Here is a 17,745-nt window from a genome sequence, read left to right on the forward strand (position 1 = left end):
CGCTTCAACTTCCGTATCCGCCATATTCCGATAGGCATTGCGCCTCTCTTTATCGTTTTGTTTTTCCCTTCGTTTCCGTTGGGACTGCAAAGGTAGAAATCTTTTTTGAACTTCCAAAAACTTTCTGAAGTTTTTTTTCTTTTCTCTTTTTCCGATTTCCGCGCTCAACTCTCGTTAAACCCTTCTTTTTTCATGGTTCCCTGCTCTCGCGGCAACCGTCCCTCCCTTGCGGAGTGGTGCAAAGATAGGGAGTTTACTAACAAACTTCCAAGCCTTTTGTTCTTATTTATTTCATTTTCCCCTTAACTGCCTGTAACGGTGCGAGATTCTTTTTGTAAAACAGGTGATCGGAAGGCTGGGAAGGCCGGTTCCGGGACAGAATGGGGACGGGAACCGGGACTCGATACAGGCTCCGCAGCGGAAACATGGATGAACATTGTATTGCTCGATCTGCTTAAGCTCGGGATCTCTTTGGTAGCCCGCTCGGCTCAACGCCCAATCGAAGACGATGCGCATAGGCGCAGCCTATAAACTGGTGAATATTGATAAGACCGGAAAATTGTGCCGTCGGAAAGAAACAGCAACGCAGGATATAACAGGGGACGGACGGATATCGGTAGGGCCAGAACAATGGCAGAACACAGGCTACCGGAATACCTTCTTCTGTAGCTATACTTTTCTACCTGTTTACTTAGGTTTAGTTTAGGGTTTGGTTAGGTTTAGTTTAGGTATAGTATAGGTTGTAGCTAAGCAAACCCTAACTTATTACTAAGCTAACGATAAACAAAAGCTAAACTAAGAAATAAAGCATCCTTAACTCTCCCTTATTTAGGGAAAGGTGGTTCCGCTCGGGGACAACGCTCCGGCTGCTGACAAAGGTCTGCGGAAACCCCCGACTGCCCTCCCAGCCTCCTTCGTACCATGGTCGGGGCTGGTTTAGCCCCTGAACGTCCTGCGTCCGTAGTGAGTCCGTGTTGTCTCCGACTCTAAGCCCGCACTCACCCCGCTGCCAGCACGGACAAATGACGCTCCGAACGCGACCATATCCCCCGGATGCCCCTAAAAAAGGCCAATACCAGACTGAACCGTAGCCGAACAACTCCGTAGCAACGCAGCAAACACGAAAACAACTCGGAAAAACATACTATCAAAGGCGCAAAAAGAATTTGGGAGCAGAGCAGCGTAGGGGAATGTCCCAATTTAACGATGGAGCGGAGCAACCCTTGTTATCTTATCTCCCTTGGTTTAAAGCAACACATAAGCTGTCTTTATTTATCAGTGATACACCGTGAATACGTGCTAAACCCGAGGTGAGTCTGCGTTGAGTCCGAGTCAGGCACGCAGTAAGCCCTGTCACGCTATGCTCCCCCCTTGAACTGTCCTTAGAGTGGCTTTCGGAGCGGAATGAAAACTGGATAAACACTGGATAATGACTAAAAAGCGCTATATGCCCGAAGAAACACAGCATAAAAAGGGCTAAAAAAGCATTTCGCCCTACTGATTTCCCGCATCGGCCTCAGCATAGGATCGAATCAGGATCCAGTTTAGAAACCTATTTCGAATTCTGGACGCCCTATCTTATCGTTTTTACCTATCGACGGTATTAATCTGAAACATGCTCAATGACCGCCTTAGTAAATGTTTGCTCGAGTATTATAGGCTTTACCTAGGTTTCCTTGATTAGCATTAGTCTGGGTACTCTTTTAGTAAAAGCTAAATATTTCATCCGATTAGCGGTCTGCTTTAAGAACAATTCATCTACTTATATAACAGTCAATTTTACAACTACTGGAATAACGCTTTTTTCAGTAAATTTGATCTAGGTTAATAAATAACAAAAAAGAAGACCTTATTTTTAAGAAATTAAAGATATTAAATACTTTTATTGCAAATAAAACCATATTGGTCCATGATAGATTATGCTCAGCTTTTAAAACAGGTAGAAGAATATGCTGAAACTTATATTACAGAAAATATTTCAGTTTGCCATTGTTTTCACAATACGATACACACACGTTCTGTTGTACGTGCGGCGGAGGAGATTTCATCGTACTATAAACTAGGAGAGGAGGATCACTTTATTGTCATTAGTGCCGCCTTCTTTCATGATCTCGGCTACGTAAAATCTGACAATGCTATTGGTCATGAAAAGAGAAGTGTCGAAATTGCTTTAAATTTCCTCCAGGACAAAGGCATACCGGAAGCCATACAGGAAAAAATCAAAGGTTGTATTTTAGCAACGAGAATGCCTCAGGATCCTACAAATCTGCTGGAGCAAATTCTCTGCGACGCAGACCTATTTCATTTTGGGAATGAGGATTTCGTCAACAGAAACAAACTGATGAAAGCCGAAGCTGAAGCAGTACTAGGGAAGGAGATCGATAAAGACGTATGGCGGGCCGGCACAATCAAACTATTAATGAGCCATCATTACCATACTGAATATGCGCAACAAAAGCTTAATGCCAAAAAGGAGATGAATCTAAAAGAACTGGAGAAAAAACAGGAGAAATCTATCTCAAAAAATAAAGAAAGTAAAAAGGAAGACAAAAAGGAAAAAGAGAAAGGCAGTAAGCCAGAACGTGGGATAGAAACAATGTTCCGGATTACGTCCTCAAACAATCAGCGACTAAGCGACATGGCAGACAATAAGGCCAACATCCTCTTAACGGTCAATTCTATTATCCTTTCTGTCGTGATTGCTGTCTTATTTCGGAAACTAGATGCCAACGAGCACCTGATTATCCCAACAATTATCTTAACTACAGCCGTGGTAGCAACCATGGTCATGGCCATACTATCAACGATACCCAAAATTCCGTCGGGTAAATTCTCAAAGGAGGAAATCGAACAGAAATCAGTCAATCTTCTCTTTTTTGGAAATTTTTACAAAATGAAACTCGACGATTATAACGATGGTATGCAGAAGGTAATGGTCGACTCGGAATTTCTATATGGCATGCTCACCAAGGATGTTTATTCGCAAGGTGTGGTATTAGGACGAAAATATAAGCTTCTACGATACGCCTATGGAATTTTTATGTTTGGACTTGTTATATCGGTTGTTTCTTTTGTCGCCGCAACCATATTTTAATGCAATACTATAAAAACAGTGAAATATTTCAGCATCATGTTTTCCAAACTTTCTTTTTTATTTAAAAAGATGCCGCCTTTAGATCAATCATTAGCTACCAATAGATAGCATCATTATTAATGTTGTTGTAAGCATGTTGCCATAACCATAAATTTATACGGATGAAGAAGAAAGACCTTTATATCAACAGAGACATCAGCTGGCTGTCGTTCAATGATAGGGTACTTGACCAAGCTGGTCGTCAGGAGGTACCTTTATTGGAAAAACTACAGTTTCTCGCTATTTTCTCATCCAATCTGGATGAATTTTATCGGGTTAGAATGCCTGTACTGATGGCTTGGAAAAAAATAATGAAGCAAAATCCCGGACAGCTCATTCCGAACATAGATATTGGGACGTATAAAAAAGCGTCAAAAACCATCAACAAACAACAGGAAAAATTTGGCCTAATACTAGCTGATATTATCCAAGAATTAGCAAAAGAAAATATATTCTTTATTTACAATCGAGCTATTCCGACCGAAATAAAAGACCTCACAGCCCAGTATTTCTTTACTACAATTGCCTCCTACCTCCAAATTATACCGATTGATGATACTTCTTTTTTCCCGATCAACAATCAGCTCTACTTCGTCGTTACAGACGACAATACTGGAGCTGTATTCTTTCTAAATGTCCCTTCAAATCATATTGGTCGCTTTTTCACCTGTGAGATCAATGGCAATAAATATGTCGTGCTCATAGATGATATTATCAAAGCATTTTTCCCTGAAGCCATAAGAAATACATCATTAAATTTCTACTCCTTTAAAATCACAAGGGATGCGGAATTAAATCTCCAAGATGAATTTGAGGGTGATATTGCCCAAAAAATCGAGACGGAAGTCAATAAACGTGACCTTGGCTATGCGACACGCTTTCTATTCCAGCCAAATCTGCCAAAACAGTTGATAGAAACACTGGCAACATTATTTGATCTGCGGAAAAGTAGCATTGTCGAAGGCGGAAACTACCACAATCTCAAGGATCTATTTTCATTTCCGATTAAAATAGCCGAACTTTCTTATCCAAAACAGCTGCAAATTAATAAGAATCAGAATTTTAAGGAATCTATCTTTGACCAAATAGACCGAGAGGATCTGTTAATCAGTACTCCCTATGAATCGTTCGACCCCATACTGCGTTTTTTTAACGAGGCTGCGATAGATCCAACCGTAGACGAGATTTACACAACCTTATATCGCATCGCCGGTGATTCACATATTGCACAAGCACTCGCTACCGCAGCAAAGAATGGAAAAAGAGTCAATGTATTTGTCGAATTGAAAGCGCGCTTTGATGAAGCAAATAATATACATTGGGCCCGATTGATGAAAGAACAGGGGGTAAAAATTACCTATAGTATCCCCAATTTAAAAGTACACGCCAAAATAGCGCTGGTCAAACGCAAACAAGGTCGTGAAAGTGCATTGCTAGGTACAGGAAATCTAAATGAAAAAACGGCGAAGGTCTACACAGACTATTTCCTCATTACCTCAAATAAGCTATTGACCAACGAATTAAATATGTTATTCGAGTTTTTACCGGCCCGGAGAAAACCCCATAGTCCAAATGAGCTGTCTTTTAGTCATTTACTGATTGCACAGTTCAACCTCAAACATACGTTTTTATCCCTGATCGACCAGGCCATCCAAGCTGCTAAAGCCGGAGAGACAGCTACAATAAAAATTAAATTAAACAATCTTGAAGAAGAATCGTTAATCAATAAATTGTATGAAGCAAGCCGGGCAGGGGTAAAACTGCAGCTATTGGTCAGAGGAATCTGTAGGCTAAAACCACAAGTACCTGGATTGAGCGACAAGATTGTCGTGAAACGGATTGTAGGACGATATTTAGAACATGGCAGAATATTTATTTTTCAATATCAAGCACAAAGCAGCGTATACCTGGGTTCTTCGGACTGGATGAACCGCAATATCTACCGACGTATAGAAACTTGCTTTCCGCTGCTGAATCTAACATTAGCCCATCAAATACAGGAGCTGTTCGATATTCAGTTTGCGGACGACACCGAAGCAACTTTGCTGGATGAACATGGGCAAAATCAGGCAATAGAAACACAACAGAAGAATGTTTCGCAGCAACAAATCCTTAATTATTTGAAAGGCAAAATGAAACAATAGGACTATTCAGTAAGGCATCTCATAAAAGCATGACCAGCCTGAAAGCCCAACAAAATAATCATTGCACGTAAGCTCATTCAGAAATCTGATGACTTCATCAATTTAAATTTAATCATATAATGATGAAAAACCCGACGATATTGACAACTATGGCATTAGGCTTAGCCTCCGCTATTTTTCTCGCCTGCAACCCGAATAATACAGCCAAGGAAAATAACAACAAGCTCGCTCATGTTCAAGCTGAAAAACCGCAACAAATACCCTATACATTATCTTCGGGCATAAAAATGAGTTTGCCAGACGAGTTATTAGAAATATCCGGGATAGCCTTTCTCGCGGGACAGAATGACGATATTTATGCCATCCAAGATGAGCAGGGCTTTCTTTATAAGTTTAACCAACCGACACAAAAAGTCACGTTCAACCCTTTCGGAAAAGATGGCGATTATGAGGATATCTCGATAAGCAATACACATTTCTTTATCTTAAAGAGCAATGGCAGCATCTATTCCTTTCCGATTGCCGAAAAGGACGATATAAAAAACGTTGTTGAACAGAAAAATTTACTCCCAAAAGGAGAGTACGAGGGACTTTTTGTTGACCGCGAAAGTAACCAGGCATACGTATTATGTAAAGAATGTAAGGTCGATAGAAAACAACCACAAACCTCTGGCTATGTCTTTTCAATTGACGAGCATGGTCAATTTCAGCCGAAAGGAGAATTTGCCATCCAGCTTGATCAACTTCAGGCATTTGATGCTAAAATTAAGAAAACGTTCAAACCCTCGGCGTTAGCTAAAAAAGCAGACAGCAAGGAATGGTATATCTTATCTTCTGTAGACAAAGCCCTTGTGGTAACCGATGAGAATTTTCGTGTAAAATCGCTCTCTCCATTAAATCCGAAGATTTTCCCTCAACCCGAAGGTATTAACTTTGATTCAAAATTCAATCTTTACATCAGCAGCGAAGCCGGTAATCAGGATAAAGGGATCATTTATAAATTTGAACAAAAATAGGCATGAAAAAGGTTGTACCATTCTTTCTTATTTTTCTTGCTAGTCATGTTTATTCACAACAAAAACATACACAGTCACCTGCACATCAGGGCAAGTCCTTTGCTAAAACCGTCATCAAGGACAGTGTAAGTATCGTTGCAAATGCAAAATATGGTAAAGCCAGTAAATTCAAAAAGTTCTTCCTTGGCGAAAACTACCGCAAAGAATGGGCTGCAGAAACCACCTTACCTTTGCTCCAACTTTCAACCTTATACGGGGGACTGCGTCCTGTCAAACAAGGAGGCGGGATGCAATCGGTTTCTCTACGACTTACAGATTCAAGCGGTCGGGAATGGGCCCTACGATCAGTCAATAAAAGGACTGAATCCCTCATACCAGAAGAGCTACATGGCACCTTTGTGCAGGATGTCTTGGACGATGCCACTAGCGCGCAGCATCCCTATTCCGCGCTTATGATCCCCGCTTTGGCAAATGCCGTGAACGTCCAACATGCCCATCCAATCATCGGCGTTGTTGCACAAGACAGCATATTGGGTGAATACGCTCCGCTTTTTGAGCATACGGTGGCTTTACTAGAAGAACGCGAACCTCTTGGTGATTCAGACAACAGCCCAAAAGCTGTACGAAAACTACAGGAAGATAACGACGATAACTTTAAGGCTAAGGCATATCTCCGCGCAAGAATGCTGGATGTACTGGTAAGCGACTGGGATCGACACGAGGATCAATGGCGTTGGTACAATGAAAATCAGGATAGCACAGATCACGATAAAGACTATATTCCTATTCCCCGCGATCGGGATCAGGCACTGCGTGTCACACAAGGTTTTCTAATGAAAGATATCTATCAGCAATTTGTCAACCCAGTCATGCAAGGTTTCACGACCGGTATTCCCGATATTCGCTATTCTTTGTTTAAATCACGCTTTTTAAATGCTCATCCGAGCAACCAGCTTCCTCACAAGGAATGGACCAAAGAGGTCAAGCAATTTGTAGCACGTCTCACAGATTCGGTATTATGGGAGTCGGTACATAGCCTGCCGCAATCGTCCATTGCTATTCGTGGAGAGCAAATTTTTAAAACACTTCAAAGCCGTCGTGATGCACTGCCCATGGCGATGGAAGAGTATTACAATTTCATTAATAACATTGTCGATATTCATCTCAGCGACAAAAATGAAAAAGTAGAAATATACAGCACAGCGAATAAAAACTTAAAAGTCAAAGTTTCGAAGATCAATAAAGATGGGAAAGTCACCAAAGCATTGATGGACAAAACCTATAAAGATTCCCTGACGAAAGAAATTCGTCTCTATCTGGCTGAAGGAAAAGACTCTGTTGTCATCGATAACGCAAATTCTCCTATAAAACTCCGAATTATTGGCGATAACACGCCAAAGACTTATGTGATCAACCAAAGCAAATCGAAAATACAGCTTTACGAAAACACCAAAAATTCCACTTTACTGGGTGAAAAGAACAAAATAAAGCTTCATTATGCACAAGATAGTACCAACACGCAATTTGTTCCTGTAAACCTGTACAACACCTGGCTTCCCCTGGTGACTGCGGGTTATAATGCTGATGACGGTTTTTCGCTGGGGCTAGGGGCTGCTTATACACATCAGCGTGGATTTAGAAAAAGTCCTTTTACGTATAAGCAACAACTTACTGTAGCAACAGCCTTCCGGACCGGAGCTTATAAAATTCACTATAGAGGCGAATGGATAGCTGTTGTCGGGGACGCGGATCTTGTTGTCGATGCGCTAGCAAAAGCTCCTGACAACACGCAGAATTTCTTTGGCGTAGGTAATAACTCGCTCTTCTTAAAGGAACAGTATGGTGCAAAATATTACAGAAGTAGATTCAATATTTTCAATGTCAATCCACAGTTAAGGTGGAAACCTTCAGCTACATTAAACTTTGCCGTAGGTCCGCATATCCAATTTTACCACCTAGATCCGATTGAAAATCAAGATCGATTTATTTTAAATCCCCAAGCTTTACATTCTTACGATAGTTTATCGATTACCAAAGACAAAGCTTTTGCAGGTATCAATGCATTTTTAACGCAAGATTCCCGTAATCGAAACATTAACCCAAGTAAAGGGCTATATATTGAAGCCGCTTTTAATTCTTATTTTGGACTCAATCAGTACTCAAAAAACTCAGCGCAGTTAAGTGCAGCAATGACGGGCTATTTTAGCGCATTCAATGAAGGTATTATATTCGCCAATAGAACAGGAGGGGGCACCGTTGTCGGGAACCCTACATTTTATCAATATCTATTTCTAGGCGGCCATGAAAATCTCAGGGGATTTCGCCAGTATCGATTTGCAGGGCAACAGATGCTTTACAATAACCTAGAGGCTCGTGTCAAAGTAATTGATGTCAAAAGCTATGTTCTTCCAGGTGAATTCGGACTAATGGGTATGTATGATGTTGGAAAAGTGTGGGCAAAGGGCTATAACAACGATAAGTTTCATCAAGGTGTGGGTGGAGGCATTTATTACATCGTCGCCAATGCACTTCCTTTGCATTTTGTCATGACGAAATCCAATGAAGGTTGGTATCCCTATTTCAGCACAGGTTTCCGCTTTTAAAATTTTCGATCCATGGAGATAAAGAAAGTACAACTCACAACGGCGAAAATGGCCAATACGTATGCAAATGGCAGGCTAGACTTTGAACCATTTTTCAAATACCTGGAATCTTTTATTGAAAATGGCACTTCATCGGATGACATGATTCCTTTGTTTGCGTTGGAACGCATCAAAGAAATAGAGCATCTCAACGGTAAACTCTGCAAGCATAACCTCAATGCCTATAAAGATATTCTGCAATTGATTTATAGCCTCTCCGTATCGTTGGTTGACACTGCTCCAAAAAGGTACTGGGCACTCACAACAGCCCTAGCAGAAGAAGTCTTCTATGGAACGGAAGCCTTTTTCGACCTAACTAGCCATCAGCTTGTGGAGCAAGAAATTCAAGGGAAGATGCGTACCGGAAGCCTTCTTACTAATCAAGAAAAGCTCTTTTATACCCTCATTTTCGAGCGTCTGTATGGCTTTTCTTCCAATGAAAACAGCAGCATTGTTTATCATCAACTCAATGATCAGGGGGAGATCGTGGATTATTACGATTTGGACATCGATTTCAAATTTGTTGAGATCAAGGCAAAAAAAACACTGCCTGCGCTTGATATAGGTCGTTTATCGGAAAATCCCAGTGATTCGCTTTTTGATTGGAATACCGTTATCAATACCGTTAAACTGGAAGATTTTGAGTTATCGGGCTTTAGTATTGTAACTTTCAGAAAGACCAGTACGGAACATACTTTACGCCGCATTCAGTCCATTCTTTTGGAACTGCCAACATACAATTATCACCTCTTTTTCGCTGATTTAGAAAAAATCATCACACCGCTATTAAAAGGGACTGATACCATATTTAGTCTATTTCCGTTATTCCAATTAAATGGGGTCCCATTTTTTGATTATTCAATCACCAATAAGAGCATCTTGATTGCGGAAGCGTATACCGCAAATAAAACCTTCAAGATCAATCCTGAACTTGCGGGCTACCTAAAACATCCGCATGTTATATTTTATACCAATAATGCGACGAATGGCCTCCGAAATACCACATCTATTTTCGACGAGCGGATTGGTCGCTCGGGGGTAACGACCTATCTGTGTATTCCACTTATCCATAATCATTCCCTCTCAGGCATATTGGAAATATACAGCTATGAACAAGATCAGCTCGACAATGAGACAATGCAAGCCTTAAGTTCTTTGGTTCCGCTTTTATCACAATTATCTCAGGATATCACGCTAGAATTTAAAAAACGTATCGACGATATCATCATCAACCGGTTTACGACCATACAGCCCTCGGTTCAGTGGAAATTTAACCATATCGCAGCCCAGTACATTCAGGAACTGGAAAACGACAGTCGGGATGCGCATATCAAAGCGGTTGTATTTGAAGAAGTCTATCCGCTCTATGGTGCTGTCGATGTAAAAGACTCCACGATCATACGAAACGCCTCCATTCTGAAAGACTTTAGCTTCAAGGTCAAACAGCTCGCAATGCTTATTGATGAGCTCTCTTTAGATGGAAAGCACAAGTTGATTATGACCTTTTCAGCACGTGTTGAACAAATTACAGAATCTCTTGATCATATTTCTTTTGATGAGTCGATGGTCAAGATCATTGAGTTTTTTAGGAAAGATGTACAGCCATTTTTAGAAGAAGCCAGAAAGCAATTTCCGTCAAAAATAGAGGTGATTGAACATTATGCGAAGCATTTTTTCACCAATCGAGAAACCGGTGAATTTTATAGGAATGAATTTGAAACTTCTTTACGCCAGATCAATCAATTGATCGGTAAGGAACTAGACCATTTCAATAGCTTTATCCAAGGGAATTACCCATCGTATTTTCAAAAATTCAGGACAGACGGTATTGAATATGATATTTATATCGGCGAATCCATCACGCCACAACAGCCATTTAGCTACGAATTTATCAATGTATTTAGGCGTCAGCAAATTATTTCTATGGCTAGAATTGCGCTGAAAGCTTACCATACAAAGGATATTCTGCCTTTGGCTTTAGAAACAACACAATTGATTTTTATCAATCCACATAGCATTGATATCAGCTTCCGGGAAGATGAACGGAGGTTTGATGTAGAGGGATCACTCAATATCCGTTATGAAATAATCAAAAAAAGGATAGACAAAATTCGGATAAAGCGAACCAAAGAACGACTTACCCAGGTCAATAAAATTGCTATTGTCTATTTATCGGATGAAATCCTGGAGGACCTCATGTTAAGTATAAAGGCAATCTATGACATGGGCATCATTGAGCATACCATCGAACATTTAAAATTGGAGGATGTACAGGGAATCGCGGGTTTGAAAGCTATTCGCCTTTCGGTGAATTTAAACTATCAAGATTTCTCCTAAATTTGTCCAATAAAGGGAAGTTTATCCCCATTGGTGTTAAGCTATATGGGGTACCGTCAACTGGAGATTTTAATATAATGATTTAAAAAGGATTACCATGATTACTGATGCCAACTATTTTTATCTAAGCGATTTGCTTGGCACCTTATTTTTTGCAATATCAGGCACGCTGTCGGCAAAACGTAAAGATATTGATATTTTTGGGGCAGCCTTTTTAGGCTTTGTGACAGCCATTGGCGGTGGATCGATGCGGGATGTATTTTTGAATCTGCGCCCAGTATGGGTCAATGATAGCAATTACCTCATTGCTATTTTCCTCGGAATTTTAATTGCCATTGTCTTCAACAAACAGTTGTATGGTTATTATCGCACGCTGACACTTTTTGATGCCATCGGAATTAGCTTTTTTACTATCCTAGGGGTACAAAAATCACTCAATTACGAAAGCAATACCTATGCTGCCATTATCTTTGGAATGTTCACCGCGGTATGTGGGGGGATGACGCGCGATGTCTTACTCAACGAAACCCCCTTAATCTTTAAAAAAGAAGTATATGCTACGGCCTGTTTAGGTGGAGGTCTCACATATATCTTGCTGGTGCATCTCGATTTTGATCTTTCTTGGGCAGCCTTTATTGGGGCTGCTGTTGTATTTTTAATACGAATGACAGCCGTTAAATATCGTCTATATTTACCTCGGTTGGATTGAGGAATGTTCTTCTTCGCGCATGAAATTTCTATAACACGCTCTACTGGATGACCGATTCGATCTCAAAAATAGATTAAAAGGATGGATCAGTAGGTAGAACACGGATATTCTTGATCTCCAACCAATTTTATGCCGAAGAAGCCGCAAAAAAAAGCGTTAGTATGAACTAACGCTTTTTCTTTTGCTGTGGAAATTTCATTTTATAACCAACGCGAATATTTCCTTTCGCGATAGCATCTAATCGCCCCTTAAGCATCGTTTTCTTCAAGGCACTCAATTTGTCGGTAAATAGTTTACCTTCAATATGATCATATTCGTGTTGTACCACACGGGCAGCCAAACCTGTTAAGTCTACTTCATGTTCTTCAAAGTTCTCATCCAAGTAATTGATGCGAATATTTCTGTGACGCAATACGTCCTCATTAATATCTGGGATACTCAGGCATCCTTCACCGAAAGCCCATTTCTCACCAGACTCTTCAACCATGATGGGATTGATGAAAACTTTTTTGAACGATTGGAGTACTTCTTTGTTTTCTTCATCATCTTCTGCGAAAGGAGTTGCGTCGATAACGAACATCCGTATAGGCAAGCCTACCTGTGGAGCTGCCAAACCAACACCATGAGCTGCATACATGGTATCGAACATATCATCAATCAATTTCTTTAAATCTGGATAGTCTTCATCTATTTCCTCAGCGACCTTTCTTAATACAGGATCGCCATACGCCACTATCGGAAGTTTCATATGTATTATAATTATTTATAAGTGCCGATACTCATTGCTATACCTGAGTTCGTTACACGTTGTTTGCTTTTAAAGATCACTAGGCACCTGTTGTAATTTTAGCACGATTTTATTTCAGATCATGTCAGGCTAATTGCTCACCCTGAGTCATTGTACTATTTTAACAAGGATACCCTGTAGCACCATTATATTTTTCGGTACAAAGGTACGGATAATTATTAAAAGTGAATATTTCGTCAAAACTTCCATAAAAGTTACTTTTGTTTTATGGATCCTTCGTTTTTAAATTTGTCAACGCAGTTCAAGCTTAGGCTCGAGCAGGCCCTTGAAGTCCCATTAGGGCTTTGCCAGGATGATGGATTTATACAAATATACTCTCCGGAATTAGCAATTAACATTTTACTATACCCTCATAACAAATCCGTTAGACGTGATACTTCCGACCCTTGCATTCATATCGATGAGGACCAATTAATAACAAAGTTTGATTTGATCGTCAGACGCATTGTTGCTAGAACAAAAAATGACAAACGCATTTACGCACGCAATACTGTAGTCGCCCGGATCGACAAAAGAACGAGTTTACAGTTCCTCGTGGAACATCATTTACAAACCGCTCTTCCCGGCAAGTATCGTTATGGCCTTTATGAACGGGGAGAGCTTGTCGCCGTCGCGGTATTCTCTGGAGGACGCCGAATGCTGGATAAAGATGAAGACTATCGCTCATTTGAATTATTACGCTTTTGTAATAAAACAGGTATTAATGTTATAGGAGGCCTAAGCAAATTAATTAAAGCATTTTGTAGCGATTTCTCGCCAGGAGACATTATGACTTTCACCGATCGTGATTGGAGCCAACACTCTTCGCTCGAAAAAATTGGGTTTGTTGCTAAAGAAATTACGGCACCTATTAACTTTTGGATCACAGGAACAAAGCGGTATACCTATCGAAATACAGATGAATTAAAGGGGCTTAGGGAGCAGTTCCCCCATGGCTTTCCCAAAGAAAATATGGGTAGCATCAAGATGATTTTATACATAAAATAAGCTAAATTGTGTATATTGTACACTGTAAAAGTTTGAAAAATAAATAATCAAAAATAATAACGTTATGAAGAGAAAACTTCGCATGGGTATGGTCGGAGGCGGAAACGATGCCTTTATTGGCGCTGTACACCGTATTGCTGCTTTTATGGATGGCAAGATTGAACTGGTTTGTGGTGCATTTAGTATTGATCCACAGATTTCAAAACAATCTGGAGAGGACTTATTTGTAGCTCCTGAGCGTGTCTATCTAAACTATGAAGAGATGATCGAAAAAGAATCTTTGCTTCCCGAAGGCGAACGCATGGATTTTGTAACGATCGTAACACCCAATTTTTTACATTTTGCTCCCGCTAAATTAGCGCTAGAAAAAGGTTTTGATGTTGTCGTTGAAAAACCAATGACAGTATCTGTTGAAGAAGCAAAAGAATTACAAGAAACGGTAGAACGTACTGGTCGTACGCTGTGCCTTACCCATACGTATTCAGGCTACCCAATGGTTAAACAAGCCAAAGCAATGGTCAAAGAAGGTCACTTCGGTAAGATCAGAAAGATTGTTGTTGAGTATCCACAAGGTTGGTTAAGTCGTTTAACGGAACGCGAGGGTAATGCAGGAGCTGCTTGGCGTGCAGATCCGAAACGCTCGGGTAAATCGTTGGTTATGGGTGATATCGGTACCCATGCTGCGCATTTAGCGGAATATGTATCGGGCTTAAAAATCCAAGAGCTATGTGCAGACCTAACAACATTTGTTGAAGGCCGTCTATTGGATGACGATGGGTCGGTGCTTTTGCGTTTCGAAAATGGTGCTAAAGGAGTATTGATGGCTTCGCAAATTTCAGCCGGAGAAGAAAATGCGGTTCGTATACGTATCTATGGTGAAAAAGGTGGATTGGAATGGGCGAATGAGGATCCGAACAATTTAATTATCAAAATGCTTGATCAGCCTCGTCAGCTTTATCGCACAGGCAATGCTTACGCAGCGCCTTATACGTTGAGTTCGTTTGCAACACATAATACCCGTGTACCAGCGGGTCACCCTGAAGGGCTATTAGAATCATTTGCAAATATCTACCGTAATTTTGCGGCAACAGTTACAGCAAAACGTGAAGGAAAAACTCCTACAGCTGAACAACAGGATTTTCCAACAGTTTACGATGGCGTAAGAGGCATGGCTTTTATTGATACTGTCGTAAAAAATAACGAAGGAACAGAAAAATGGACTAAATTTGTTCTGTGATAGACAGATTAAAATATACACTTTCTCTTTTGGAACAGCAAACCGTTCCAAAAGAGAAAGTTATCGTTATCTTAGGGCCTACAGCTTCTGGAAAAACGAAACTGGCCGTCCAACTGGCCCAACACATTGATGCTGAAATCATCAGTGCTGATTCCCGCCAAATCTATCGAAGGATGGACATCGGTACGGGAAAAGACCTATCGGAATACCAAGATATTCCCTATCATCTTATCGACATTCATGAACCGGGAGAACGCTACAATCTCGGAAACTTTATTGCTGACTTCCGTCAAGCCCAACAATCCATTCTAGAAAAGGGAAAACATACCATCCTATGTGGTGGTACAGGTTTATATATTCAAAGTGTAATCCAAGAAAATCCCTATGCGCTGATCCCATCAATCGAAGGCTTCAAGGAGTCATTACTTGCATATCCAGAGACGGAGCTGTTAGCGCGTCTTCAGGAATATACACTACCTGTGAACTTTCAGATCGATCTTTCGACCAAAAAACGTATAATCCGAGCAATAGAAATATTAGCGTTTTTAGAGAATCACCCCGATCACATCGTCCAGCAACAAGCGGTAGATAGCATTGTTATCGGATTAAATCCCCCGTTGGAAATCAGACGCGAACACATTAGCCAAAGATTAAAACAACGATTGAATGAAGGCTTCTTAGAAGAAGTGTGCGGGCTCTTGAGAGAAGGTATTACACACGAGCAACTTCAATACTATGGTTTGGAGTATAAATATGCGTCGCTCCATCTCCTTGGACAGCTCGATTATCCTGCTTTTACAACAAAACTGGAGACAGAAATACATCGCTATGCCAAAAGACAAATGACTTACTTCCGCAAAATGGAAAAAGACGGCATAATTATCCATTGGGTTTAAACAATACAATGATATAAAAACAAAAAAGGGTTAGTATCACTACTAACCCTTTTCGTTAATCTCTTTCTATTATAACTTGATTTCTTCATCCTTCGCATTGAAGAAATGGAATTCAGTTAGATAATATGACGTCATTGGATTTACTTTAATCCATTTTCCGTACTTCATGAACCATTTCATTCTTTTAGAAATCAAACCAGACTTAATGTAGGCGTCTATATAAGGGTGAACACATAAGGTCACCTTCTTTTCGTTCTGTTCTTGAAGAATAAAGCTCAAATTATTTTCAATATCATCCATGAGGACAATACTTGATCGGATTTCACCTGTACCATCACAAGCCGGACATTTTTCGTTTGTGACGATATTCATTTCAGGTCTAACGCGCTGACGTGTAATTTGAACCAATCCAAATTTACTTGGAGGCAAAATTGTATGTCTCGCTCTATCCGCTACCATACATTCTTTTAAGAACGTATACAACTCTTTTCGATGATTGGGTTTATGCATATCGATAAAATCGATGACTACAATTCCGCCCATATCACGCAAACGCAGCTGACGCGCAATTTCTTTTGCTGCTTCCATATTGACCAGCAATGCATTGTCTTCCTGATTCTCCTTATTAGCAGAACGGTTACCACTGTTGACATCAATGACATGCAAGGCTTCGGTATGCTCTATAACGAGGTACGCACCGCCCGGCAATGTTACAGTTTTGCCAAAAGCTGCCTTGATTTGCTTTTCAACTCCGAAATGATCAAAAATTGGCTCTTTATGTTTATAAAGTTTGACAATTTTCTCCAAGTCTGGAGATATATCGTGTATATATGATTTTGTTTCTTCGAAGATCGAAGGATCATTAACATAAATATGCGAAAACTCGTCTGTCAAAATATCCCGTAGAATAGTGGATGCACGATCCATTTCGCCAAGAACCTTTTGAGGCGGTTCAGCATTACGAAGACGTTTGGTAAATAGCTCCCATTTTGAGATCAGGTCCAATAAGTCACGTTGTAGTTCTTCAACACCCTTACCCTCGGAAACTGTACGAATGATAACGCCAAAATTAGCTGGCTTAATTCCTTCGACAATCTTTTTCAGGCGGTTGCGTTCGTTACTACCTTTGATACGCTTGGAAATGGAAACAGTACTTGAGAAAGGTACCAAAACGACAAAACGACCCGCTATTGAAAGGTCTGAACTCAGACGCGGTCCTTTTGTTGAAATGGGTTCTTTGGCGATTTGTACTGGCACGAGCATATTTTTGCTCAAGACATCAGAGATCTTACCAGCTTTATCGATATCCTTTTCAAGTTTTAAACTATTGAGCAGTTTCTCTTGATAACTGCCATTCTTCACTATACGCGTAAGCTTTAGCAAAGATTGAACTTGAGGACCCAAATCTAAATAATGTAGAAAAGCATCCTTTTCGTAGCCTACATCTACGAAAGCTGCATTAAGCCCAGGCATAATTCGCTTAATACGTCCGAGATAGATATCTCCAACGGCGAAGTTATTATTTGCGGGCTCGCGGTTAAGTTCAACAAGCTGCTTATCTTGTAGTAAAGCAATAGTTACCCCTTTATCAGGAGTTGAATCGATAATTAATTCCTTTACCAAAAGCTACTCATTTTTGATACCTATGCAATATCCTATCGCAATCTTGGGTATCCGATTAAACATTTAAAGAACGTTGTTACGAAAAAAACAATCTACATCCCCTTCACAGACATGTAGATCGTTTCGTAAAGCTATCTCAGCAAAATGGGCCAAGATGTTTAAAAGCTTATCACAAGACTATTTTTTCTTGTGTCTATTTTTTCTTAAACGTTT

At 40.3% G+C, this 17,745-nt stretch carries 12 protein-coding genes; 10 read left to right on the forward strand and 2 right to left on the reverse strand.

What is annotated here, in order from left to right:
- Nucleotides 1-318 precede the first annotated feature (318 nt).
- The 7 genes from B2X72_RS06210 (at nucleotide 319) to B2X72_RS06240 (ending at nucleotide 11,981) form a co-directional block, all read left to right on the forward strand.
- On the forward strand, nucleotides 319-531 hold the full coding sequence (locus B2X72_RS06210; protein ID WP_112375125.1) for a hypothetical protein: 213 nt from the start codon (nucleotides 319-321) through the stop codon (nucleotides 529-531).
- A gap of 1,378 nt (nucleotides 532-1,909) precedes the next feature.
- Entirely contained in the window at nucleotides 1,910-3,094 is a 1,185-nt protein-coding gene (locus tag B2X72_RS06215) for a Pycsar system effector family protein (RefSeq protein ID WP_236560325.1), read from the forward strand.
- A gap of 161 nt (nucleotides 3,095-3,255) precedes the next feature.
- Nucleotides 3,256-5,277 carry a polyphosphate kinase 1 gene (gene ppk1, locus B2X72_RS06220; RefSeq protein WP_286848647.1) on the forward strand — a complete coding sequence of 674 codons (2,022 nt, stop codon included), beginning with the start codon at nucleotides 3,256-3,258 and terminating at the stop codon, nucleotides 5,275-5,277.
- Nucleotides 5,278-5,396: 119 nt separating this feature from the next.
- A complete protein-coding gene (locus tag B2X72_RS06225; RefSeq protein ID WP_244294482.1) occupies nucleotides 5,397-6,293 on the forward strand; it encodes an AvrE-family type 3 secretion system effector in 897 nt (298 codons plus the stop codon).
- 2 nt (nucleotides 6,294-6,295) lie between these two features.
- Nucleotides 6,296-8,896 carry a hypothetical protein gene (locus B2X72_RS06230; RefSeq protein WP_286848650.1) on the forward strand — a complete coding sequence of 867 codons (2,601 nt, stop codon included), beginning with the start codon at nucleotides 6,296-6,298 and terminating at the stop codon, nucleotides 8,894-8,896.
- A gap of 12 nt (nucleotides 8,897-8,908) precedes the next feature.
- Entirely contained in the window at nucleotides 8,909-11,272 is a 2,364-nt protein-coding gene (locus tag B2X72_RS06235; protein WP_286848653.1) for a GAF domain-containing protein, read from the forward strand.
- Between the two features lie 97 nt (nucleotides 11,273-11,369).
- Nucleotides 11,370-11,981: a trimeric intracellular cation channel family protein gene (locus B2X72_RS06240; RefSeq protein ID WP_075990355.1), complete on the forward strand. Its 612-nt coding sequence runs from the start codon at nucleotides 11,370-11,372 to the stop codon at nucleotides 11,979-11,981.
- A 166-nt stretch (nucleotides 11,982-12,147) separates the two neighbouring features.
- On the opposite strand, the gene def is transcribed toward B2X72_RS06240, so the two are convergent.
- Nucleotides 12,148-12,729 carry a peptide deformylase gene (def, locus tag B2X72_RS06245; RefSeq protein ID WP_088163356.1) on the reverse strand — a complete coding sequence of 194 codons (582 nt, stop codon included), beginning with the start codon at nucleotides 12,727-12,729 and terminating at the stop codon, nucleotides 12,148-12,150.
- Between the two features lie 267 nt (nucleotides 12,730-12,996).
- Here def and B2X72_RS06250 point away from each other — a divergent pair, with 267 nt between their 5' ends.
- The 3 genes from B2X72_RS06250 to miaA all read left to right on the forward strand — a co-directional run bounded on the left by B2X72_RS06250 (nucleotide 12,997) and on the right by miaA (nucleotide 15,909).
- The gene (locus B2X72_RS06250) at nucleotides 12,997-13,776 is read left to right on the forward strand and encodes a hypothetical protein (RefSeq protein WP_286848656.1); all 780 of its coding nucleotides are present in this window, start codon (nucleotides 12,997-12,999) and stop codon (nucleotides 13,774-13,776) included.
- 64 nt (nucleotides 13,777-13,840) lie between these two features.
- Entirely contained in the window at nucleotides 13,841-15,013 is a 1,173-nt protein-coding gene (locus tag B2X72_RS06255) for a Gfo/Idh/MocA family protein (protein WP_075990358.1), read from the forward strand.
- A complete protein-coding gene (miaA, locus tag B2X72_RS06260; RefSeq protein WP_286848658.1) occupies nucleotides 15,010-15,909 on the forward strand; it encodes a tRNA (adenosine(37)-N6)-dimethylallyltransferase MiaA in 900 nt (299 codons plus the stop codon). Before B2X72_RS06255 ends, miaA begins: the two co-directional genes overlap by 4 nt.
- A gap of 69 nt (nucleotides 15,910-15,978) precedes the next feature.
- On the opposite strand, the gene B2X72_RS06265 is transcribed toward miaA, so the two are convergent.
- Nucleotides 15,979-17,532 carry an Rne/Rng family ribonuclease gene (locus B2X72_RS06265; protein WP_046673301.1) on the reverse strand — a complete coding sequence of 518 codons (1,554 nt, stop codon included), beginning with the start codon at nucleotides 17,530-17,532 and terminating at the stop codon, nucleotides 15,979-15,981.
- Nucleotides 17,533-17,745: the final 213 nt, after the last annotated feature.

The sequence above is a fragment of the Sphingobacterium sp. UBA7253 genome (genome assembly GCF_002472745.1).
In the GTDB taxonomy this organism is placed as follows: domain Bacteria; phylum Bacteroidota; class Bacteroidia; order Sphingobacteriales; family Sphingobacteriaceae; genus Sphingobacterium; species Sphingobacterium siyangense.